A 20,668-nucleotide genomic window follows, 5' to 3' on the forward strand; every position below is an offset into this window, starting at 1 on the left:
TCGATGTGCGGGCGCACCCGCGTGTCAGCGCCGCTCGCTGAACAGGTCACGCAGTTCCTCGGCGATCAGCCGGCGCAGTTCCTCGCGCAGCGCGTCGTCGCCCGGGAGCGAGCCGCGCCCGGCGGCCCACGCCGGGCTGACCCGCAGGCCGTCGAAGCGCGGGAAGGGCGCCGCCGTCTCGTAGGCGGTGCGCTTCCACTGCACGAGGTGCTCCGGCGACAGGTTCTCGCCGAGCGAGCTGCCGCCGAGGAATCCCGTGCCGATCGACATGGTCATCGCCAGGCCGGTGTCGAAGCCCGCGTTGCCGAGGCTGCCGCCGGCGTTCACGACGATCCGGTGCACCGGCAGCCGGCTGGTGAAGTCGAGCACCCGCTGGGGGCCGGTGCTGTGGATCACCGCCGAGTGGCCGGTGCCCACGTTCTCCACGAGTGCCTGCGCGGCGTCGACCGCGTCGGCGAAGTCGGCGGCGCGCAGCACCCCGAGGACGGGCGACAGCTTCTCGTGAGTGAACGACTCGTCGTCGGAGCGATCGGTGAACGGGGCCAGCAGGACCTTGGTGCCGGGCCGCACGGAGATCCCGGCGCCCTGTGCGATCACGGTCGCCGGACGGCCGACCAGCGAGGTGTTGAGCTTGCCGCCCGGGTACAGGTGGTTCCGCAGGCGGCGCACCTCGTCGTCGCTGCACAGATGCGCACCGTCACGCTGCAGGTCCGTCAACAGCCGGTCGGCCACCGCCTCGACCACGATCAGCACCGACTCCGCGGTGCACAGCACGGAGTTGTCGTACGACTTGGAGGCGACGATCGCCGCGGCGGCCGCGGGCAGGTCGGCGGTCTCGTCGACGACGACCGGCGCGTTGCCGGGACCGACGCCGATCGCCGGCGTGCCCGATCGGTACGCCGCGCGGACCACCGCGCCGCCGCCGGTGGCCAGGATCAGGTCGACGCGCGCATCGCCCATCGCCGCTTCGATCAGTGGCACCGAGGGCTCGGCCAGGATCTGGATCGCGCCGTCGGGAGCGCCGGCGGCCACGGCCGCGTCGCTGAGCAGTCCAGCGGCCTCGATGCTGGTGGCGACCGCGGCCGGGTGCGGGCTGATGACCACGGCGTTGCGGGTCAGGAGGCAGGACAGCACCTTGAAGTAGAGGTTCGCGACGGGACTGGTCGACGGCGTCACCGCGAGAACCACCCCGGCGGGGCTGGGCACCATCAGCAGCTTGCGCGCCGCGTCGACGCGGTGGCCGACCAGATCGAGGTCGCCGTACTCCCGCACGAACCCCGCCGACAACGCCTCGTTCTTGATCACCTTGTCCTCGGCCACGCCGAATCCGGTCTCGGCGGCGGCCTTCTCGGCGAGCTGCCGCGAGTGGCGGAAGCCGGCCTCGGCGACGGCCCGCACGATGCGGTCGACCTGGGCGCGATCGAAGTCCCGGAACCGCCGCGCGGCCGCCCGGGCACGGTCGAGCACCAGATCGAGGTCCGTCGACACCGCCGTATTCAGAGGATTCATACTGGGTTCAGGCCTTCCATGAGTTCATCACGCAACCAATTAAGCCTTTTGGTTGTAAACGGTTGCGACTACGGTCGCACGGAAACCCGCCAGCGTCAAGGGATTCCCGAAACAACGATCCGGCGACGCTGGGCGACCTTCCGGACCGGCCTGGTCGGAGTGAAAACCAACCATTTGTGGGGGCACCGGGCGACGGTCCCCCATAAACCCGTGGCCCGCTGTCGGACGTGCTCGTTACGCTGGCACGATGACCGGCACTCCTACCGACGCGGCCGTCGAGGCGATCGATCTGGTGAAGCGCTTCGGCGACTTCACCGCCGTCGACGGCGTCAGCTTCTCCGTCCCCGCGGGGACCGTCCTCGGCATGCTCGGCCCCAACGGCGCGGGCAAGACCACGACCGTCCGGATGATGACCACGCTGTCGATCCCGACCTCCGGCACCGCCCGGATCAACGGCTACGACGTCCGCGAGCAACCCGACCAGGTGCGGCGCAGCATGGGCCTCACCGGCCAGGCCGCCACCGTCGACGAGCTGCTCACCGGCCGCGAGAATCTCGCGATGATCGGCGGCCTGTACGGCATCGGCCGCAAGGCACTGCGCGCCCGCAGCGATCAGCTCCTCGAGCAGTTCTCACTCACCGACGCCGGCGACAAGGTGGTGCGCGACTACTCCGGCGGCATGCGGCGGCGCATCGACCTCGCCGTCAGCCTGCTCAGCGCACCGCCCGTCCTGTTCCTCGACGAGCCGACCACCGGCCTCGACCCGCACAGCCGCAACGAACTGTGGGACGTGCTGCGCGAACTCGTCGCCCAGGGCACCACACTCGTCCTCACCACCCAGTACCTGGAGGAGGCCGACCAGCTCGCCGACCGGATCGTCGTGGTCGATCAGGGCCGGATCATCGCCGACGGCACGCCGCTGCAGCTCAAGGATCAAGCCGGATCCGCGAGCGTCGTCGCCACCCTCACCGACGCCGCCGACCTCGCCTCGGCCCACCGCCGGCTGGTTCCGGCACTGGCCGCCCTCCGGGGAGGCGGCGACGTCGAGATCTTCGTGGACGAGGGTTCCCGCTCGCTGACCATCCCGGCCGGCGGGCTGCCCGACCTCACGAGAGTGGCGCAGCTGCTCGACGAATCGGGGATCGCCGTCGACGACCTCGGGCTCTCCCGGCCGAGCCTGGACGACGTCTTCCTGACCCTGACCGGTCATCGCACCGACCCCGGCGACGATGCGTCGCCCTCCGATGCCTGATCCGCCGCCCCTCGAACTCGTCGAAAGGAAGCCGTGAGCGTCTCCGCACCCGTGACCATCACCCCGCCCAGCCTGTGGCGGCAGACCGCGATCATGGTCAAGCGCAGCCTGATCCACACCCGGCGCATGCCGGAGATGCTGGCCGACGTCACCGTCCAGCCGATCATGTTCGTGGTGCTGTTCGCGTTCGTCTTCGGTCCGGCGATGCCGGTCCCGGGTGGCGGCAGCTACAAGGACTACCTGCTGCCCGGCATCATGGGCCAGACGATCGCGTTCACCGCGTTCGTCGTCGCGACCGGCATCACCGCCGACGTCGACAAGGGCATCGTCGACCGTTTCCGGTCGCTGCCGATCTCGCGGACGTCGTACCTGTTCGGCCGCTCGATCGCGTCGGTGCTGCACTCGATGATCGGCATCGTGGTGATGGCGCTGACCGGGCTGGCCATCGGCTGGCGGATCCACAACTCCGCCGGGGAGGCGATCGCCGGGTTCGCGCTGCTGATCCTGTTCGGATTCGCGCTGATCTGGTTCGGCGTGCTGATCGGCTCCACGCTGCGGTCGGTGGAGTCGGTGAACGGCGTCATGTTCACCACCATCTTCCCGCTGACCTTCCTCTCGAACGCGTTCGTCCCGACCGCGCCGATGGCGCCGTGGCTGCGGGCCGTCGCCGAATGGAATCCGATCTCCTCGCTGGTCCAGTCGCTCCGCGTGCTGTGGGGCAACGGACCGGCGGCGGGTCCGGGCAGCGCCCTGCCGCTGCATCATCCGATCATCTCGACGGTGCTGTGGTCGGTCGCCCTGACCCTGGTGTTCGCTCCGTTCGCCCTGCGCGCCTACCGCCGCCGGACCGCCGACTGACATGCCGGACCTGCGATACACACGGATCGAGACGCCGCTGGGCGAGGTGACGCTCGTCGCCGAGGACGACCACCTGACCGGTCTGTACTTTCCCAGGCAACGGCCGCTGCCGGCCGCCGACGAGTTCGGTCCGCGCGTCGACGTCCACGCCGATCCGGTGTTCACCCGCACCGCCGCCGAACTGGCCGAATACTTCGACGGCACACGGCAGTCGTTCGGCGTGCCGCTGCGCGCCCGCGGCGACGACTTCGCCGAGCGCGTGTGGGCCCTGCTCCGACAGATCCCGTACGGGACGACGACCACCTACGGCGCCATCGCCACCCGCCTCGGCCACCCGGGACAGGCGCAGCGCGTCGGCCAGACCGTCGGCCGCAATCCGATCGGCATCCTCATCCCGTGTCACCGGGTGATCGGCGCGGACGGCTCACTCACCGGATACGCCGGCGGCCTGGATCGCAAACGCCGGCTCCTCGACCTCGAAGAACCGGCGGACACCCGGCTGTTCTAGCCGGTCGTCGGCCACGGCCGTCGGCCGAAGGGAGGATTCCCGCCCCGATCGGCGGGGCGGACCACCGTTTCCGGCATACCGTCGGGGCGTCTTCTCTCCCGAAACGAAGGACCCCGGCATGCACCGCATCGTCTCCGCCTTCGCCGCGCTCGCCGTCGGCGCTCTTCTGCTGACCGGCTGCTCCAGCGACGACCTCACCAAGACCAGCTGCAAGGACTACAACAAGATGAGCAGCAGCAGACAGGACGACGTGGTCCGCGCGCTCCTGAAGAAGCGCAGCAAGAGCGGCGACAGCGACGACACCGGCGGTGTCGCGATCCAGCTGAACAAGACGAGCGTCTCCGGCTTCTGCCAGAGCGCGCCCTACTCGTCGGTCGACCAGGCCCTCACCCTGTGACCGGTCCGCCGGTCAGGCGGTGTGGCTGAGGGCGTCGAGCGGGTCGGCGTAGATCGCGTCGAGGGCGACGGCGCCGGCCGCCTTCTGCTGGACGGTGATCGCCGAGCGGGCCACGCGGACGTCGCGATTAGTGATCACCGACGTGGCGCGCAGCGCCTTGGACACCACCGGCAGGGCCTCGGGGTAGTCGGTGAACGCCTGGCCGCCGAGAATCACGTGATCCGGGTTGAAGATGTCCGAGATCAGCGCCACCGTCCGGCCGAGGATCTCGGCGCGCTCGGCGAGGATGTCGTGGGCGACGGCGTTTCCGCTGCGCGCGGCGTGCCGCAACGCCTCCAGCGAGTCGACGTCCAGGCCGGCCGCGGCCGCGGCCCGCAGCACGCCCGAGTCACCGACTGCCTCTTCCAGGCGTCCGGTCTTCTCCGGGTCGAGCAGCCGGGTCTCGCCGGTCGGGAAGTGCCCGATGGTCGGCGGGCCGGCGGCCGGGGTGTGGACGGTGCCGTCCACGCTGAACGCGATGCCGGCCATTTCGCGGGCGTAGAAGTAGAGGAAGTTCTGGCTCGACTCGGCCGGGTTCACCACCAGCTCGGCGGCGGCCATGGCCTCCACGTGCGAGGCCACCGACACCGGAAGACCGAGTTCCCGGGCGATCAGTTCACCCACGCGGACACCGCTCCAGCCCAGTCGCGGGTGGTCGACGACGCCCTTCCCGGCGACGCGGCCACCGATGGCGACACCGCCCCAGAGGAGGCGCTTACCCACCCAGCGGTCGGCGAAGCGTCGTGCGCTCACTCCGATCGCGGCGACCACCTGCTCGGGCGTCGCGGCCTGCGGGGTGGGGATGTTGATGGCACCCACCACCCGGTGCTGCAGGTCGTGGGTGGTGATCGAGGTGGTGCGGAAACCGATGTGGATGCCGACGGTCAGGAAGTCGCCGGTGTTGATCTCGAAGGGCACCCGAGGGCGGCCCACCGCGCCGGGCGGCGTCAGATCGGCGCGTTCGCGGATCAGGCCGGCCTTGAGCAGTGCGCTCACCTGGCGGTTGACGGTCGAGATGGAGAGGCCGGTGAGGGCGGCGGTGTCGTCGCGGAACACCGGTCCGGAGACGCGGGCGGTCCGCAGTACCAGCGCGGCGGCCTTGGTGGAGAGTTGGAGACTGGCGACACCGGCGTGCGGGGTGCTCACCCGGGCCGCCGGGCGCGGTCGCTGGCGGAGGGTCGCATTCTGGGCCTGTCGAATGGTGACGCGTCGGTCGAGGGTGGAGGTCATGGGGTGTCCTTGGGTGCCGGGCGCGCAGACACCCGGACGGGTGCGCGCAGCGCGAATCGAATGCCCGCGAGAGCGGGATGGAAGCTGGGGTCAGCGCATTCGACGGCGACACAGGACACGGGCGAGCGGCAGGCGGCATCCCAGAGCGGTGGTCACATAGGTGACCTCCGGGATCGCATACGGCTGCACGGTCATGTCGATCAAGCTAGCAAGAGCCGGCGGTCCCGGCAACATCGGGGCCCGGCAGCGGGCCCCTCATTCGATGAGGAACACCGGGATCTGCCGGTCGGTCTTGGTCTGATATTCGGCGTACGGCGGGTAGGCCGCGACGGCGAGGGACCACCAGTGTTCACGCTCGTCGCCGGACAGTTCGCGGGCGGTGCCCTCGGTGACCACGTCACCGTCCTGCACGGTCACCGCCGGATTCGCCTTCACGTTGTGGTACCAGGCCGGATGCTGCGGTGCGCCGCCCTTGGAGGCGACCATCGCGTACTTACCGTTCTCCTCGACGCGCATCAGCGGCACGTAGCGCTTCTTCCCGGATTTCGCGCCCGTCGTGGTGAAGAGCACCACCTTCATCCCGTTGATCCCGACCGAGTCGGTGGTGCCGGTCTCGATGATCTTCTCGGTCTGCTCGCGCACCCAGTCGGTGGGGCTCAGTTCCGGTGTCTCGCTCATGTCCTCGATGGTAGGTCGGCGGCCGCGGTCCGCGCCGCCGGAATCCGTCGCGGATTCTGTCGCGGCCGAGATCCGTCGCGGATCTTGCCGGAATCGCGGACGATTCCGCGACGGAGATCGTCGTCCGGCAAGATCCGCGACGGATCGCTCAGGCCGTGCGCCGTTCGGCGAGGGCGAGGTGGTGCCGGATGATCGCGAGGGTCTGCGCCGGGCGTTCCACGATGTCGGCCCAGGTGAAGTGCAGCACCGTCCAGCCCGCCCCGGTGAGCGCGTTGCCGCGGGTCCGGTCGTGCTGGAACGCCTCCGCGTCGGAGTGATACGCGAAGCCGTCGATCTCCACGGCGAGCTTGTGCTCGACGAAGGCGACGTCCACCTCGTAGGGGTCCGCGGCCGGATAGTTCAGTACGTAGGGCGGCAGGTCGCGCGCATCGAGCAGCATCGCCAGGGCACGACGTTCCGCGGGCGATCGCGCGCCGGCCGCGGCGGCGTCGAGCATCGGCGCGACGATGCCGGCGCCCCGCCGGCCCGGGTAGCGCGCATCGGCGATGACCAGGTCTTCGAGGGTCACCTTCCCGGCCTGCAACACCCGGTCGAGAAACTCCATGCCGAGCAGGGCGGCCGAGTCGGAAACGGTCATGGCCGGTGAGGTCACGGCGACGCTCCGCACCTCGTAGAGGTCGACGTCCTTCAGGGTCCGGTTCCACAACTGCACCGTGCCGAGGCTCTTGGCGAGCGGCTTCCGAGTGCTCCGGCCGCGCGGGACGTCGACGTGGATCGTCGCTGGAGCACTTCGGGTGTAGCCGCGCCAGAACGCGGCCGCGGGGCCGCAGAGCGCGGCGCTCCTCCCGCAGCTCCAGACCGCCGCGCGGATCCGTGCGGGCGGGGTCAGGTAGTGGTCCACCGCGTGAAAGACTCCCGGCCCGACGGTCTCCCATTCCCCGGAGGCGCACCGGCGGGCCACCCCCGACCGGTGCAACCCGCACCCCGCCGTCTGCTTGAGCGTCACGACGCCGTCCTGCTTCGCCAGGAAGCGCCGCAGCTTCGCCAGATCCGGTCTTCCCATGTTGTTTAGACGCGCCGGCCCCGTTCCGGGTTCCACTCCCCCGCGCGTCACCCCGGCGATCCGTCGCGGATCTTGCCGCCGCCGAAATCCGTCGCGGATCTTGCCGGGATCGTCGGCGTGTCCGCGACAGATCCCGACGGCCGGCAAGAACCGCGACAAATCGGTCAGCGGAAGGTGGCCAGGCCGACGTCGGACGCGGACAGGTGGGCGTGCTCGTTGACCGAGACCACCGTGATGCCGCGTCGCCCCACGAGAAGCTTGCTGTACGACGCGTTGACCATCGCGCGCGCCAGGGCGGGCCAGCTCTGCGCGGGCACGCCCCAGAGCCGGGCGATCAGCGCGGTGATGGTGCCGGCCGACGAGACGGCGAGCACGGTCTGGCCCGAACCCGCCAGGGCCACCGCGCGATCGGCCGCCGCGCTCGTGCGTGCCAGGTACTCGGCGTAGGTCTCGTCGGAGTCCGCGGCGCCGGCGGTCCAGCGGAGCAGCGCGTCGTCGAGCAACTGCTGGTAGGCCGCCGGGCTGTCGTACAGATCCGGTGTGGGACCGCCCGGCAGCGCCGGGATCACGTACTCGTCCCAGCCCGCATCGACGACGCGCTCGGGCGCGTCACCCGCGTGGACGGTCCCGAAGGCGTCGAGCACGGCGCCCAGGGTGGCGCGCTGGCGCGGCAGCGCGCCGCTCACGGCGGCGGTGAAGGCCGGCACCTGACCCGCGAGGGCGAGGCCGGTGCGCCGGGCCTGCTCGAAGCCGAGTTCGGTGAGCCCGGGAGCATCGCCCGGCGCCGGCTCCGTCGAGTACGCGTGCAGCGGCGCCTGACCGTGCCGGACCAGATAGATCACACCCATGACAGATCCCTCAGTTCTCTAGCGCGGCGAGGCCGTTCGCGATGAACGACGCGGTGGCCTCGGCGGCGCGTTCGGCACCGGCCGCGCCCGACGACCCGCCCTGAAGCGCACGATGGGTGATGCCCTCGGCGATCACGCCCAGCTTCAGGTTGGCCAGCCCCAGGTAGAAGCCCCAGTCGCCCAGATCGACGCCCGCCACCTCGGCGTAGCGCTGCGCCATCGCGTCGGCCGACGGGTACCGGTCGCTGGTCCACGCGGCGTCGAACCCGAGGACCCGCGAGAACACCGGTTCGCGATAGACGCACATGAGCGCGACGTCGGTCAGCGGATCGCCGAGCGCCGACAGTTCCCAGTCGACGACGGCGGCCACCGACGACGGGTCGCCCGGCGCGAGAATGGTGTTGTCGACGCGGAAGTCACCGTGCACGATCGTCGACCGTGCCGCGTCCGGAATCCGTTCGGCGAGAAGCGAAGCCAGCCGCTCGACGTCCGGCAGCTCACGCGTCTGGACCAGTCCCCACTGCCGGGTCCACAACCTCACCTGGCGGGCGGCGAAGCCGTCGGGACGCCCGAAATCAGCGAGCCCGACCTCCGCGTAGTCCACCTCGTGGAGGGCCGCGAGAGTACGGACCAGCGCATCGAAGTTCGCCTCGACATCGGCGTCGGACCACCTGGCGAGATCGTCGGTGGAGCGGATGACGTCGCCGTCGACGAAGTCGACGACCGTGCACGGCGCCCCGATGAACTCCCCGGTGCGGTCGATCGCGACGGGGGTGGCCACCGGCACGCCGGTCCCGGCGAGCGCGGAGGTGACCGCCCATTCGCGCTCCATGTCGTGCGCCGAGGGGGTCAGTCCGGCCAGCGGCGGACGGCGCACCACCCAGCGCCGGGTGCGGTCGGCGGCGGCGAAAGTCAGGTTGGAGCGGCCCCCGCTGATCAGCTCGATGGACAGCTCACCGTCGACGTCGATGCCGTTCGCCGACAACAGGTTCCGCAGGTCAGCAGCCTTCAGTCCGGCATGGTCAGGCAACGGTGCCACCCGCCTCGCGGCGCTTGCGGGCCCGTCCCACGGCGCGCTTGGCGAGCGCCCAGCGATGCACCTCGGACGGCCCGTCGTAGATGCGGAAGGCGCGGACCTCGTTGGCCAGCCGGGCCAGCGGCAGGTCCTCGGAGACCCCGAGTCCGCCGCACATCTGAATGCTGCGGTCGAGGACTCGCGAGAAGGCCTCCGCACCGAAGGTCTTGGCGATCGAGGTCGAGTCCGAGGCGTGCTCGCCGCGGTCCAGTTCCCAGCAGGCCCGGGTGAGCAGCGACCGGCTGGCGGCGAGATCGATCTCGTTGTCGGCGACCATCTGCTGGATCATGCCGAGGTCGCCGAGCCGGCCGCCGAAGCCCTCGCGGGTGTCGACGTAGTCGCACGCGATCGCATGGGCGCGTTCGGCGGTGCCGAGCCAGCGCATCACGTGCGTCATGCGCGCGGGCCCGAGCCGGACCTGCGCGTATCGGTAGCCCTCGTCCACCTCGCCGAGCACGTCCTCGTCGGGCACGAAGACGTCGCGGAAGGTCACTTCGCAGTGACCGCCGATCATGCCGCGGTCGTAGGTGTGGACGTATCGGTCGACGCTGATGCCCGCCGCCTCGCCGGGTGCGAGAAACATCGTCGCGCCGCCGCGGTCGCCGGCTTCGCCCCTGGTGCGCGCCATGATGATCCACATTCCGGCGCCGTCGGCACCGGTGATGAACCGCTTGACGCCGTTGATCTTCCATCCGCCCGGCACGCGGACGGCGGTGGTGCACAACGCATTCGGGTCCGAGCCCGCCCCGGGCGAGGGTTCGGTCATGGCGAAGGCGCTGCGGATGTCGCCCCGGGCGAGCGGCGCGAGGTAGCGGTCCTTCTGCTCCGGACTCGCGATGTGGGCGAGCATGTGGACGTTGCCCTCGTCGGGCGCGCCGAGATGAAGCGCGACCGGACCGAACGTCGAGTGACCCGCGGCGGTGAACACCGGCGAGCGCTCCGACATGTTCAGGCCCAGACCACCGAACTCGACGGGGGCATGCGGCGCGAAGATCCCCAGCGCCTTGGCCTGAGCGTTCAGCTCGCGGCGCAGATCGTCGCCACCGGCCGCCATCACATCGCCGGCATACCGATTCTCGATCGGGAGCACGACGTCGTCGATGAACGTCCGGGTCCGCTCCACGAGATCGGCGACCTCATCGCCCAGGGAAAGTTCGACAGCCACCACTCAGCCTCCTTCTACCGAACGATCGCTCGGTAGGTCCACCGTGTCATCCCCGCGGCACGACGTCAAGCGGTCGGCACGTACCCGACCAGATCGCGAGCGAGCACCAGGTTCCGCGCGACGAGCTCATCCGGGTCGAGCGCACCGGACGGCCGGTACCAGCTCGACACCCCGACGCACATCGTCGCGAGCGCCCGCGCGGCATCCTCCGGATACCCGGTGGTGAACAGCCCGGCCGCGACGCCGGCGGCCACCGCATCGTCGAGCATCCGCTGCTGCCGATCGCGATGCGCGACGTAGCGCTGCCGATACTCCGGGTCCATGCTCCGGATCTCGGTGGAACCGACGAAGGCCTGCTCCCGCCGGTACATGTGGAACCGCAACAGCGATTCGACCAGCGCGTCGAACCGGGCCACCGGATCGTCACCCGCGTCGGCGAGTGCGGCCTCACTGCGATCCAGCAACTCGGACATCGTGAGTTCCGAAAGCCCTTGCAGCAGAGACTGTTTCGACGGGTAGTGGTGGTAGAGGCCGGGCACCGACAGACCCGCGCGGCCGGCGATCTCCCGGACCGTCGTGCCGTGATAGCCGTGCTCGGCGAAGGCCGCGAGAGCAGCGGCCAGCGGTGCAGGCAGATCCGGTGGGCCGTACTCGCGCCAGGTGCTCATGGCAGCAACATCCGCACGCACACGGCGACCATCCGCTCCCGATCCAGTTCGATGGCGCCCTGCGACCACGCGCCCAGCAACCGACCGAGCCCGCCCACCTGAAAATACGCCGCGGCGGTCAGGTCGGGCCCGGGCCGCATCCCGAATCCCTCCCGCGCCGATTCACTCGTCAGCTGAACCAGGAACGTTGTCGACTCGGCCCGCTTGGCCGCGATCACCGCGCCGCCGATCGCGTCCGCGAAGAGGAGCCGGCCCGCACGCGGGTCCGACTCGATCACCCGGAGCAGCGCGCGCACCGCCTCTTCCACTCGTTCCCGAGGGGTCTCGGCGGCCCGAAAGGCCTCCCGAGCCTCCCCCGCGAGCCGGGCGATCACCTCGTCGTAGGCGGCACCGATCAACTGGTCGACGCCGGTGAAACTCTCGTAGAAGTACCGCGGCGTGAGCGCCGCCCGGGCACAGACTCCGCGGACCGTGATCGATGCGGCCTCGGGGTCGCCGAACACGTCCAGCGCCGCGTCGATGAGCGCGGCACGACGCCGCGCCACCCGCGCATCCCCGGCCTCCCCGCCATAGGCGCGCAGCGTCCCAGGCTTGTCCGGCGACGATTCTGAAGAGGTCACCGGTCCATCTTGACACCTGGCACCGACCGGTGTTAACTCGATCATATAATATTAAGTGACAACAGATGTTATCAGATACGGAGTCGTCATGACCGCCGAGATCGTCAGCGACGGACGCGCGAACGCCCTCGCCCGCGACGCCGAGACCATGCCGCGCTCGCGGCGCGAGGAACTCGATGCCGTCGAGGTCAGCAACCTGCCCATGCTCGGGCTCGCACTCCTCGCCGGGCCGGCGAACGTGATCATGCAACTGTCACTCCCGGCCGTCGGCTACGGCGTGTACGAGAGCACGGTGGAGTCGGGCAACCTGTTCAAGCACCCGGTCAAGCGGACCCGGACGACGCTCACCTACCTCGCCGTCGCCGCCATGGGCTCCCCCGACATCCGCAAGGCGTACCGCCACGCGGTGAACAAGTCCCACGCCTACGTGCGGTCGAACGCCGACAGCCCGGTGAAGTACAACGCCTTCGACCCGGCGCTGCAACTGTGGGTGGCCGCCTGCCTGTACCGCGGCTGGGAAGACGTGCAGCGGATCTTCGGCGATCCCGCATCGATCACCGAGGAGGCCTACCAGCAGGGCGCGGTCATGGGCACCACCCTGCAGATGCCGCGCGAGATGTGGCCGGCCACCCGCGCCGACTTCGAGGAGTACTGGCAGCAGCAGGTGGCCGGGCTGGAGATCGACGACACCATCCGCGGGTACCTGCTCGGCATCATGGAGATGCGCTTCTCCCTGGGGCCCGTCCGCATGCTGACCCGCTGGTTCTCCGAGACCATGACCATCGGCTTCCTGCCGCCGGAGTTCCGCGAGAAGATGCGGGTCGATCACACCCCGGCACAGCGCCGGTTCTTCCGCGCGCATGCCGCGGTCGCGCGGCGATTGATCCCCGTGCTACCCAAGCCGCTACGCGAATTCCCGTTCAACCTGCTGCTCGCCGACCTGGAATGGCGGCGCCGGACGGATCGTCCCCTGGTCTGAGCCGGTTCAGCGGGCGCCGGCCGCCCGCGCACGACGAGCCGCGCTCACCCGCGGGCCCCCGTGAGCGCCCGATCGCGGATCGAGTCGTCGATCGTCGACCCGGGTGCTCCGACCCGCACGTCCGCCGCGCGATGAACCTCGGGCAACCGGTCACCGCGCCCGAACAACTTGTGCCGCAACGTACCCGGCGTGTAGTGGCCCGGATACACCCCGCGTTCCTGTAGCCGCGGCACCACATGCTCGACGACGTCCTCGAACGACCCCGGCGTGACCGCGTAGGCGATGTTGAAGCCGTCGACGTCCGTCTCCTCCACCCAGTCGATGAGGGTCTGCGCCACCTCGTCGCCCGAACCGACCAGCACCGGCCCCATCCCGCCGATGCCGCCCCAACTCGCGAGATCCCCGACACTCCAGAGCTTTCCGCTCTCGTCGGCCTGCGAGAACGCGGCGACCGCGGACCTGATGGCATTGGACTCGACGTCGCCGATCGGATCGTCCAGCTCATACTCGGACAGGTCGACGCCCATCCACCCCGACATGAACACCAGCGAGCCCTCGTCGGAGGCGTAGCGGCGATACTCCTCGGCCTTCGCGCGGGCCGCCTCCGGGGTGTCGTCGGTGATGATGGTGACCAGCGTGTAGATCTTCGCGTCGTACGGATCGCGGCCGGCGGCGGCGAGCTCCTCCCGGATCGCGGTGACCAGGCCCCGCAGGATCGCCTTGGTCGGCGCGGCGACGAAGACCGCCTCCGCGTTCTCCGCGGCGAAGCGGCGTCCGCGCGGCGACGCCCCGGCCTGGTAGATCACCGGCGTGCGCTGCGGTGACGGTTCGGCCAGGTGGATGCCCGGGACACGGAAGTGCTCACCGGAATGCCCGATGTGGTGCACCTTCGCCGGATCGGCGAAGACTCCGGCGGCGCGGTCACGGCGGACGGCGTCGTCCTCCCACGACCCCTCCCACAGCTTGTACAGCACGGTCAGGTACTCGTCGGCGTGGTCGTACCGGCTGTCGTGGTCCAGCAGAGCGTCGTCGCCCATGTTCCGCGCTGCCGCGGGCAGGTATCCGGTGACCACGTTCCAGCCGACCCGGCCGCGCGTCAGGTGATCGAGGGTGGAGAGCCGCCGCGCGAACGGGTACGGATGCTCGAAGCCGGTGCCGGTGGTGATGCCGAAGCCGAGGTGTTCGGTGGCGTGCGCCATCGCCGACACCAGCAGCAGCGGGTCGTTCACCGGGATCTGGGCACCCTGGCGGATCGCCGCCTCGTCGTTGCCGGCGAAGACGTCGTACGTGCCGAGCACGTCGGCGATGAACAGGCCGTCGAACCGCCCGCGTTCGAGGAGCTGCGCCAGCCCCACCCAGTAGTCGAGGGTGTTGTAATCCCACGACCGGTCGTCGGGGTGCCGCCACAGCCCCGGCGACTGGTGGGCGACGCAGTTCATGTCGAACGCGTTGAAACGGATCTGTCGAGTCATGACGACCATCGTGGGGCCGCGGTGGATCGATCAGAACCGTTGCGCGCGTGGTGATCCCAACGCGCGCCGGGACTGCTACATGGTGAGCAGCGGCAAGATGATGAGCAGAATGACGATGATCGCGATCGGCACGACCATCATCCCGATCATGAGGCCGACGCCGTTGTACTGCTGCGGGCCTTCGCCGAGCGAACCCTTGCTGAAGGTCCACGCCGGGGCGCGGTACTCCATGCCCACGGTCTGCCCGGGTGCGACGTTGACGGTGGCGTCGGCGGGACCGATCTTCGGCGGGAGGATGTACGGCACGTGCACGTGCAGGTGATGCTGACCGGGCGGCAGCGGAATGGTGTTGTCACCCCAGACGGCCGGGATCTGCTGGCCGTCGATCTCCACCTTCGGCTTGATGAAGTAGAGGATCCACGCCAGCGGGAAGAACTTGGTGGTCAGCAGCAGACCCTGCGGGCCGAGCGGGCCGCCCGGCTGCGGCGCCGGAGCGTGCTGCGGTGCGGCACCGTAGTGCGGCTGCGGGGCCTGCTGCTGCGGAGCCTGCTGGTGCGGGCCCGGCTGCGGCGGTCCCGGCTGATGCGGAGCGGGATACTGCGGCGCCTGCTGGCCGGGCGGATACTGGCCGGCGGGCGGCGCCTGCGGCGGAGCACCGTACGGCCGGGGCGGATTCCCGTAGGGCTGCGGCGCACCATAGGACTGCTGCGGACGCGGCGGCTGGGCGGGCGCGCCATACGGCTGCTGCCCCGGCGCGCCGTACTGCGAACCCGGGGCGGGTTGTCCGTGCCGCGGCGGGTTCCCGGCCGGCTGGTTGTCGTAGGGGCCCTGCGGGGGTGTTCCACCAGTCATGCGCACAGCATAATCGCCCGACCCGGCCTCAACACGGTGCACGCAGCACCGAGCACGGCGCACACGGGAGCGAATATCCGTTTCGGGAGACTTGCCGGTGACCCGGGTCGCCGCCTGATCACCGCGAGGGCATCGGTCCGGACGGGGAATCGGGAGCAGACGTCATGACGTGCGGCGCGAGTTCGCCGAGTGCGAGAAAGACGATGTCGGACCGCGGTTCGATGCCCGCCGGCATGGAGACCGTGGTCGGCGGTCGCGTGGTCGAACGCACCGTCCAGCGATGCTGCGACACCACTCCCCGGAATCGGACGCAGACGTACTCCAGCGCGGTCACCTCCGGCCACGGGAGATAGCCGTCGTCGTCCGCCCGACCGGGGAGATAGCCGAGACCTGCCTCCGAGAGCCAGAGCTGGTCTCGACCACGATTGGCCACCAGCCAGCCCGCAGAGAACCCCGCCAACGCGCCGAGTCCGAGCAGCAGCCCGAGGAGGACGAGCCCGGTCCCCACCGCCGCCTCGGTGTCGCTTGCCGACGCCGGGGCGGCGACCGGGCGAGCCGGCTCCATCCCGCGCAACACATCGCCGATCGGCATCCCCGACTCCAGCCGGCGGTGAATGGCGTCGGCCTGTTCGGGGGTGACGGTGTAGGTCTCCGTCGCACGTTCGGTGTCCGGCCGACCGCGCGGCGAATCGTCCAGACGCCAGGCACTGCCGCTGACGACGAGGACGAGCGCGCTGCACAGCAGCACGAGGGCCACGGCCCCGGTGCTCGCGGCGACACCCCGGGCGACCGGCCGCACGGCGACCAGCACCGTCTCGTCCGGAGCCGGGGCCGGACACGCCGAGAGGCGCCGGTCCGCACGGTATCCGGCGATCAGGGCGCGCCAGACGAAACCTCCCAGGAGGAGCACGGACAGCGGGATCAGCACCCCGGATCGCACGCCGTTCGCGGCGATCCCCAAGACCAGACCGATCAGGGCCGCCGCCATCGCAAGGGTGACCCAGACGCCGATCACGACGACCAGTTCCACCGGTATCAGACGCCGGCCCGTGAACTCGCCGGAATTCCGGGACCCTCTCACCCCAGGTCTTTGAGCGCCGAACGGTCCAGACCGGAGACGTCCGTGTGCCCGGACAGGCCCAGGGTGAGGTCGAGCTCGGCGATGATGTTCGCGACGGCATCGCGGGCCCCGGCGGCGCCGTTCAGGGCCAGGCCGTACATGTGCGGGCGGCCGATGCAGACCGCATCGGCGCCGAGAGCGAGCGCCTTGAAGACGTCGGACCCGGTGTAGAAGCCGGAGTCGGCAAGGATGGTGACCTGTCCGGCCACCGCGTCGGCGACGTCGACCAGCGCATCCGTGGAGGAGATGGAGCCGTCGACCTGCCGGCCGCCGTGGTTGGACACGATGATGCCCTCGACGCCGAGGTCGACGGCACGGCGGGCATCATCGGGATGGAGGATCCCCTTGAGCACGATCGGCAGCGAGGTCTTATCCCGCAGCGTGGCGATGTCGTCCCAGTTCAGCGATGGGCGCGAGTAGATGTCCAGGAAGGTCTGGACGGCGGCGCGCGGTTCCGGCGCGGTGAGGCGGTTCCAGAGCGAAGTCGAAGGATTCCGGCGCAGATCACCCGGCACGTTGCGGGCGATGGAGAAGAGCGTCTTGATCGCGCCGAGCGAGATCTCCTGCCCGCCCGCCGCACCCGCCGACGCGTCCCGCAGCCGCTCCGCGACGATCTCCCAGAACGACGGATCGGAGGTGTACTGGTCGATGCCCTCGGCCCGCGCGAAGGGCAGCGAGCCGAGATTCAGATCCTGCGGCCGCCAGCCGAGCATGGTGGTGTCGAGCGTGACGGCCAGCGCCGCCGCCCCCATCTTCTCGGCGCGGGCGATGAGGCTGTCGACGAGACGGTCATCGGTGGACCAGTAGAGCTGGAACCAGCGCGGTGCACCCGGTACGACGGCGTCCATCGCGGCGGCGACCTCCTCCATCGGGGCGCAGCCCTGATTGGAGAAGATGTACGGCACGCCGAGTTCGGCCGCCGCCTTCCCGATGTGTACGTCGGCGTTCGGATGGGCCAGAGCTCCGGCGCCCACCGGGGCGAAAAGCACTGGGGCGGAGAGCTTCTGGCCGAACAGCTCGATCTCGGTGGTGCGCTCGCTGACGTCCCGCAACACCCGCGGCACGATCGCCCACCGGTCCAGCGCCGCCCGGTTGGCCGCCATGGTGCGCCCCTCACCGGCGCCGCCGGCGATGTAGGCCCAGCCCCGGCGGGACATCTTGGCGCGCGCACGACGCTCCAGCTCGGCGAAGTCCGTGGGGACAGTGGGCGTCCGGCCGTGCACGCCCGCGGTGTAGACCTCGTTCTGCCGGGCGCGCCCGAAGTTGACCGATACCATCAGGCCATGTCTCCTAAGTCTTCTCCGAAGGCATCGGTGGATCCGCTGGGCGGCTGGCAAGGCGGAGGAGGGAGGCATAGCGGCGCTATGCCGACCGACGACAACGCCGCCAGGCGCTGCGCGGGCCGCCGAGGACCGGAAAGAGACTTAGGAGACATGGCTTAGACCGCCCCGTCCCGCGACCCGGAGTCGCGCTGCAGATAGAAGTAGAAGTGCCGGTCGCGGACCAGCGAGCCCTTGCCGTTCATGATGCCCATCAGGGTGTCGTCGTCGACGCGCTTGAAGTGATCGATCACCGGCTGGCCGTCGTAGACCATCGACGCGGTCACCTCACCGCGGAACTCCACCGGCCACAGGCTCGCCTCACCCTTGCCGATCTCCTTGTCGGAGAACAGGTTTCCGTCATCGTCGCGGCAGACCATGGGCGCCACGTCGTACCGGTCACGGAACCACTTGCCGTGCCAGCGGACCTTCTCCAGCTGCCCGTCCATCGGATGGCCGGAGGGCAGCTCGCCGCCGCGCCAGTCGCCGAGGATCTCGTCGACGGCCACCGTCGGCAGCGCCGCCCAGATCGTGTCGAGATCGGCCGGATCGCTGACCCCGCCGTCGGCGACGCGCCTGCGGAACTCGGCGACGGCGTGCTCACGCGTGGATGTCATGGTCGTTCTCCATTTCCGCGCCGGCCGGGGCGGTCGAGAAGACCATCTCCTCGGTGACGTCGTACCGGCGGGCATCGAGGGCGTCGATGATCGCGTTGTGCCGCACCTGCCACGGCGCCCGGTCGCCGGCCTTCGGCAGCCGCCCGCCCGACCGTTCGATGTAGCCCGAGTTCAGTTCGAAGAACGCGTGCGACGCCGGTTCGGGGCCGCTCAGCGCGGGGTACGCGCGGGTGTAGCCCTGCGCGCGCATGTGCGCGATCAGGTCGGCCACCGCCTTGCTGGTCAGGTCGACGCGCAGGGTCCACGACGCATTGGTGTAGCCCACCGACCAGGCGAAGTTGGGGACGTCGTTCAGCATGTACGCGCGGTACCCGAAGTGCTCACCGGGGACCACTGCCTCGCCGTCGACCGACAGCTCGATCCCGCCGAACGCGATCAGATCGAGGCCGGTCGCGGTGACGACGATGTCCGCGTCGAGCACCCGGCCCGAGGTCAGCGCGATACCGGTCGGCGTGAAGCGCTCGATGGTGTCGGTGACCACCTCCGCGTCGCCGTTCGCGATCTCGGTGTAGAAGTCGCCCTCGGGGATGATGCAGAGGCGCTGATCCCACGGCGCATACGCGGGCTTGAAGTGGGTGTCGACGTCGTATCCGTCCGGCAGATAGTGCAGGGCGAGGCGCCGGATGAGCCGGCGGGAAGCGTTCGGGAAGCGGCGGCAGAACAGGAACAGGCCCATGGTGACGACCATGTTCCGGTACCGGATCACGTCGTGCGCCCACTGCCGCGGCAGGCACCGCTGCGCGAGCCGCGTCATCGGATCGCTCCACGGGTACGGGAACAGGTAGGTCGGCGAGCGCTGCAGCATGGTGACGTGGGCGGCCTCGGGTGCCATCGCCGGGATCAGCGTCACCGCCGTCGCACCGCTGCCGATCACGACCACCCGCTTGCCGGTGTAGTCGAGATCCTCGGGCCAGAACTGCGGGTGCGCGATCTGCCCGGTGAAGTCGTCCTCGCCGGCGAAATCGGGGCGGTACCCGGCGTCGTACCGGTAGTAGCCGGTGCACAGGTAGAGGAATCGGGTGGTGACGGTGCGCGTCTGGCCGTCGGCCAGCAGGTCGACCGTCCACAGGTCGGTATCGGTGGCGAAGTCGGCCGCGGTGACCTGCGTGGCGAAGCGGATGTGCGGGTAGATCCCGAAGTCGCGCGCCGTCGTTTCCAGGTACTCGCGGATCTCGTCGCCACGCGCCATCGTCTTGGTGCCGCGCCACGGGTTCCACGGGAAACTGAGCGTGAAGATGTCGGAGTCACTGCGGACCCCGGGATAGCGGAACAGATCCCAGGTGCCGCCGATCCGTTCCCGGTTCTCGACGATGAGGTACTTCAGTTCCGGGTTCCGCTCCCGCAGCCGGTAGGCGGCGTCGATCCCGGAGAGCCCGGCTCCCACGATCAGGACGTCGTAGGTCTCAGCGTTGTCGGGCGTCATCGTGTCCTTTCCTGCCTGTTCCGCGGTCACGCCGACTTCGCGGACTTGCGCGCCGTCGTCTTCTTCGCGGCGGGCTTCTTGTCGGCGGCCGGGGCCGCTTCGGCGGCGCCCGCCCGGTCTTTCACCGATGCGCGCAGTGCGGCCAACAGATCGGCCACCTCGTCATCGTCGTGCGACGGTGCCTCGGCTTCTTCCGGGAATGCCTCTCCCCCACCGGCTTTCGCCTCGATCAGCTTGGCGAGCTCGGTCTCGTAGACGTCCTCGAATCGGCTCGGGTCGAAGTCGGTGGCCATGGTGTCGATGAGCGACGAGGCCATCTCCAGTTCCTGCGGGCGGATCTCCACGTCCTGGTCGAGGAAACCGAAGTCGGGCTTGCGGACCTCGTCGGGCCAGAGCAGCGTCTGCAGCGTCATCACCCCGTCGATCACCCGCAGCGCCGCCAGCCGGGTGCGGCTGCGGAGGGTGAACATCGCGATGGCGAGCCGGTCCGTGCTCTCCAGCGTGCGGGCCAGCAGCGTGTAGGCCTTCGGCGACTTCGACGCCGGTTCCAGGTAGTAGGCCTTGTCGAAGTAGATGGGGTCCACCTGGTCGGCCGGCACGAACTCCAGGATCGAGATCTCCGGGCTCCGATTGACCGGCAGCGAGGCCAGATCGTCCTTGGTCAGGATGACGGACCGGCCCTCGTCGCTCTCGTACGCGTTCGCGATCTGGCTGTAGTCGACCTCGACGTCGGTACCCTCGCGGACACGCCGATAGCGGATCCGGGTGCCGTCCTTCGCGTCCACCTGGTGCGACGACCGGTCATGGCTCTGGGTCGCCGAGTAGACCTTGACCGGCACGTTCACCAGGCCAAAGCTCAGATCACCCTTCCAGATCGAGCGCATACCGGCCATTGTGCCAAAGACCACAGGAAGAA

21 protein-coding genes are annotated in these 20,668 nt (G+C 69.9%); 5 read left to right on the plus strand and 16 right to left on the minus strand.

The features are described from left to right. Positions 1-24: 24 nt before the first annotated feature. Positions 25-1,509, minus strand: a complete 1,485-nt coding sequence (locus ACSEEN_RS04165; protein ID WP_440712392.1) for an aldehyde dehydrogenase family protein — start codon at positions 1,507-1,509, stop codon at positions 25-27. A 247-nt stretch (positions 1,510-1,756) separates the two neighbouring features. On the opposite strand from ACSEEN_RS04165, the gene ACSEEN_RS04170 reads away from it, so the two are divergent. The 4 genes from ACSEEN_RS04170 (at position 1,757) to ACSEEN_RS04185 (ending at position 4,524) form a co-directional block, all read left to right on the plus strand. Then, complete coding sequence (locus tag ACSEEN_RS04170; RefSeq protein ID WP_298443553.1) at positions 1,757-2,761, plus strand: ATP-binding cassette domain-containing protein; 1,005 nt, start codon at positions 1,757-1,759, stop codon at positions 2,759-2,761. A gap of 93 nt (positions 2,762-2,854) precedes the next feature. Beyond that, the gene (locus tag ACSEEN_RS04175) at positions 2,855-3,619 is read left to right on the plus strand and encodes an ABC transporter permease (RefSeq protein ID WP_440712496.1); all 765 of its coding nucleotides are present in this window, start codon (positions 2,855-2,857) and stop codon (positions 3,617-3,619) included. Between the two features lies 1 nt (position 3,620). Continuing rightward, positions 3,621-4,127: a methylated-DNA--[protein]-cysteine S-methyltransferase gene (locus ACSEEN_RS04180; protein ID WP_440712393.1), complete on the plus strand. Its 507-nt coding sequence runs from the start codon at positions 3,621-3,623 to the stop codon at positions 4,125-4,127. Between the two features lie 118 nt (positions 4,128-4,245). Next, entirely contained in the window at positions 4,246-4,524 is a 279-nt protein-coding gene (locus ACSEEN_RS04185) for a hypothetical protein (RefSeq protein WP_440712394.1), read from the plus strand. A 12-nt stretch (positions 4,525-4,536) separates the two neighbouring features. Here the strand turns inward: ACSEEN_RS04185 and ACSEEN_RS04190 are convergent, their stop codons facing one another. The 8 genes from ACSEEN_RS04190 to ACSEEN_RS04225 all read right to left on the minus strand — a co-directional run bounded on the left by ACSEEN_RS04190 (position 4,537) and on the right by ACSEEN_RS04225 (position 11,910). Further along, positions 4,537-5,793 carry an ROK family protein gene (locus tag ACSEEN_RS04190; protein ID WP_440712395.1) on the minus strand — a complete coding sequence of 419 codons (1,257 nt, stop codon included), beginning with the start codon at positions 5,791-5,793 and terminating at the stop codon, positions 4,537-4,539. Positions 5,794-6,048: 255 nt separating this feature from the next. Continuing rightward, positions 6,049-6,471 carry a nitroreductase family deazaflavin-dependent oxidoreductase gene (locus ACSEEN_RS04195; RefSeq protein ID WP_247865474.1) on the minus strand — a complete coding sequence of 141 codons (423 nt, stop codon included), beginning with the start codon at positions 6,469-6,471 and terminating at the stop codon, positions 6,049-6,051. A 148-nt stretch (positions 6,472-6,619) separates the two neighbouring features. Beyond that, positions 6,620-7,534: a PDDEXK-like endonuclease domain-containing protein gene (locus tag ACSEEN_RS04200; protein WP_440712396.1), complete on the minus strand. Its 915-nt coding sequence runs from the start codon at positions 7,532-7,534 to the stop codon at positions 6,620-6,622. 164 nt (positions 7,535-7,698) lie between these two features. After that, on the minus strand, positions 7,699-8,382 hold the full coding sequence (locus ACSEEN_RS04205; RefSeq protein WP_440712397.1) for a histidine phosphatase family protein: 684 nt from the start codon (positions 8,380-8,382) through the stop codon (positions 7,699-7,701). A gap of 10 nt (positions 8,383-8,392) precedes the next feature. Further along, positions 8,393-9,412 carry a phosphotransferase family protein gene (locus tag ACSEEN_RS04210; protein ID WP_247865477.1) on the minus strand — a complete coding sequence of 340 codons (1,020 nt, stop codon included), beginning with the start codon at positions 9,410-9,412 and terminating at the stop codon, positions 8,393-8,395. Then, positions 9,405-10,622, minus strand: coding sequence for an acyl-CoA dehydrogenase family protein (locus ACSEEN_RS04215; protein ID WP_298443577.1), 1,218 nt, complete (start codon positions 10,620-10,622; stop codon positions 9,405-9,407). The genes ACSEEN_RS04210 and ACSEEN_RS04215 overlap by 8 nt, the downstream gene beginning before the upstream one ends. A gap of 65 nt (positions 10,623-10,687) precedes the next feature. After that, the gene (locus ACSEEN_RS04220) at positions 10,688-11,290 is read right to left on the minus strand and encodes a TetR/AcrR family transcriptional regulator (protein ID WP_440712398.1); all 603 of its coding nucleotides are present in this window, start codon (positions 11,288-11,290) and stop codon (positions 10,688-10,690) included. Continuing rightward, positions 11,287-11,910, minus strand: coding sequence for a TetR/AcrR family transcriptional regulator (locus tag ACSEEN_RS04225; RefSeq protein ID WP_440712399.1), 624 nt, complete (start codon positions 11,908-11,910; stop codon positions 11,287-11,289). Before ACSEEN_RS04225 ends, ACSEEN_RS04220 begins: the two co-directional genes overlap by 4 nt. A gap of 88 nt (positions 11,911-11,998) precedes the next feature. On the opposite strand from ACSEEN_RS04225, the gene ACSEEN_RS04230 reads away from it, so the two are divergent. Beyond that, positions 11,999-12,889 carry an oxygenase MpaB family protein gene (locus ACSEEN_RS04230; RefSeq protein ID WP_440712400.1) on the plus strand — a complete coding sequence of 297 codons (891 nt, stop codon included), beginning with the start codon at positions 11,999-12,001 and terminating at the stop codon, positions 12,887-12,889. Positions 12,890-12,933: 44 nt separating this feature from the next. Here ACSEEN_RS04230 and ACSEEN_RS04235 read toward each other — a convergent pair whose 3' ends face one another. The 7 genes from ACSEEN_RS04235 to ku form a co-directional block, all read right to left on the minus strand. After that, entirely contained in the window at positions 12,934-14,361 is a 1,428-nt protein-coding gene (locus ACSEEN_RS04235) for an LLM class flavin-dependent oxidoreductase (protein ID WP_440712401.1), read from the minus strand. Between the two features lie 75 nt (positions 14,362-14,436). Continuing rightward, positions 14,437-15,213 carry a hypothetical protein gene (locus ACSEEN_RS04240; protein ID WP_440712402.1) on the minus strand — a complete coding sequence of 259 codons (777 nt, stop codon included), beginning with the start codon at positions 15,211-15,213 and terminating at the stop codon, positions 14,437-14,439. A gap of 118 nt (positions 15,214-15,331) precedes the next feature. Next, the gene (locus tag ACSEEN_RS04245) at positions 15,332-16,243 is read right to left on the minus strand and encodes a hypothetical protein (RefSeq protein WP_440712403.1); all 912 of its coding nucleotides are present in this window, start codon (positions 16,241-16,243) and stop codon (positions 15,332-15,334) included. Between the two features lie 47 nt (positions 16,244-16,290). Further along, a complete protein-coding gene (locus ACSEEN_RS04250) occupies positions 16,291-17,610 on the minus strand; it encodes an alpha-hydroxy-acid oxidizing protein (protein WP_440712404.1) in 1,320 nt (439 codons plus the stop codon). Positions 17,611-17,771: 161 nt separating this feature from the next. Next, a complete protein-coding gene (locus tag ACSEEN_RS04255; RefSeq protein ID WP_440712405.1) occupies positions 17,772-18,269 on the minus strand; it encodes a DUF4334 domain-containing protein in 498 nt (165 codons plus the stop codon). After that, on the minus strand, positions 18,253-19,752 hold the full coding sequence (locus tag ACSEEN_RS04260; protein ID WP_440712406.1) for a flavin-containing monooxygenase: 1,500 nt from the start codon (positions 19,750-19,752) through the stop codon (positions 18,253-18,255). The genes ACSEEN_RS04255 and ACSEEN_RS04260 overlap by 17 nt, the downstream gene beginning before the upstream one ends. Before the next feature lie 26 nt (positions 19,753-19,778). Then, entirely contained in the window at positions 19,779-20,636 is an 858-nt protein-coding gene (ku, locus tag ACSEEN_RS04265) for a non-homologous end joining protein Ku (protein WP_440712407.1), read from the minus strand. Positions 20,637-20,668 lie beyond the last annotated feature (32 nt).

It is taken from the genome of Gordonia marina (assembly GCF_052036135.1).
Lineage (GTDB): Bacteria > Actinomycetota > Actinomycetes > Mycobacteriales > Mycobacteriaceae > Gordonia.

Excerpts from the sequence above, each read along its gene's own strand:
- ACSEEN_RS04165 (WP_440712392.1), bottom strand. The coding sequence starts at position 1,509 with ATGAATCCTCTGAATACGGCGGTGTCGACGGACCTCGATCTGGTGCTC.
- ACSEEN_RS04170 (WP_298443553.1), top strand. The coding sequence starts at position 1,757 with ATGACCGGCACTCCTACCGACGCGGCCGTCGAGGCGATCGATCTGGTG.
- ACSEEN_RS04175 (WP_440712496.1), top strand. The coding sequence starts at position 2,855 with ATGGTCAAGCGCAGCCTGATCCACACCCGGCGCATGCCGGAGATGCTG.
- ACSEEN_RS04180 (WP_440712393.1), top strand. The coding sequence starts at position 3,621 with ATGCCGGACCTGCGATACACACGGATCGAGACGCCGCTGGGCGAGGTG.
- ACSEEN_RS04185 (WP_440712394.1), top strand. The coding sequence starts at position 4,246 with ATGCACCGCATCGTCTCCGCCTTCGCCGCGCTCGCCGTCGGCGCTCTT.
- ACSEEN_RS04190 (WP_440712395.1), bottom strand. The coding sequence starts at position 5,793 with ATGACCTCCACCCTCGACCGACGCGTCACCATTCGACAGGCCCAGAAT.
- ACSEEN_RS04195 (WP_247865474.1), bottom strand. The coding sequence starts at position 6,471 with ATGAGCGAGACACCGGAACTGAGCCCCACCGACTGGGTGCGCGAGCAG.
- ACSEEN_RS04200 (WP_440712396.1), bottom strand. The coding sequence starts at position 7,534 with ATGGGAAGACCGGATCTGGCGAAGCTGCGGCGCTTCCTGGCGAAGCAG.
- ACSEEN_RS04205 (WP_440712397.1), bottom strand. The coding sequence starts at position 8,382 with ATGGGTGTGATCTATCTGGTCCGGCACGGTCAGGCGCCGCTGCACGCG.
- ACSEEN_RS04220 (WP_440712398.1), bottom strand. The coding sequence starts at position 11,290 with ATGAGCACCTGGCGCGAGTACGGCCCACCGGATCTGCCTGCACCGCTG.
- ACSEEN_RS04230 (WP_440712400.1), top strand. The coding sequence starts at position 11,999 with ATGACCGCCGAGATCGTCAGCGACGGACGCGCGAACGCCCTCGCCCGC.
- ACSEEN_RS04235 (WP_440712401.1), bottom strand. The coding sequence starts at position 14,361 with ATGACTCGACAGATCCGTTTCAACGCGTTCGACATGAACTGCGTCGCC.
- ACSEEN_RS04240 (WP_440712402.1), bottom strand. The coding sequence starts at position 15,213 with ATGACTGGTGGAACACCCCCGCAGGGCCCCTACGACAACCAGCCGGCC.
- ACSEEN_RS04250 (WP_440712404.1), bottom strand. The coding sequence starts at position 17,610 with ATGGTATCGGTCAACTTCGGGCGCGCCCGGCAGAACGAGGTCTACACC.
- ACSEEN_RS04255 (WP_440712405.1), bottom strand. The coding sequence starts at position 18,269 with ATGACATCCACGCGTGAGCACGCCGTCGCCGAGTTCCGCAGGCGCGTC.
- ACSEEN_RS04260 (WP_440712406.1), bottom strand. The coding sequence starts at position 19,752 with ATGACGCCCGACAACGCTGAGACCTACGACGTCCTGATCGTGGGAGCC.
- ku (WP_440712407.1), bottom strand. The coding sequence starts at position 20,636 with ATGCGCTCGATCTGGAAGGGTGATCTGAGCTTTGGCCTGGTGAACGTG.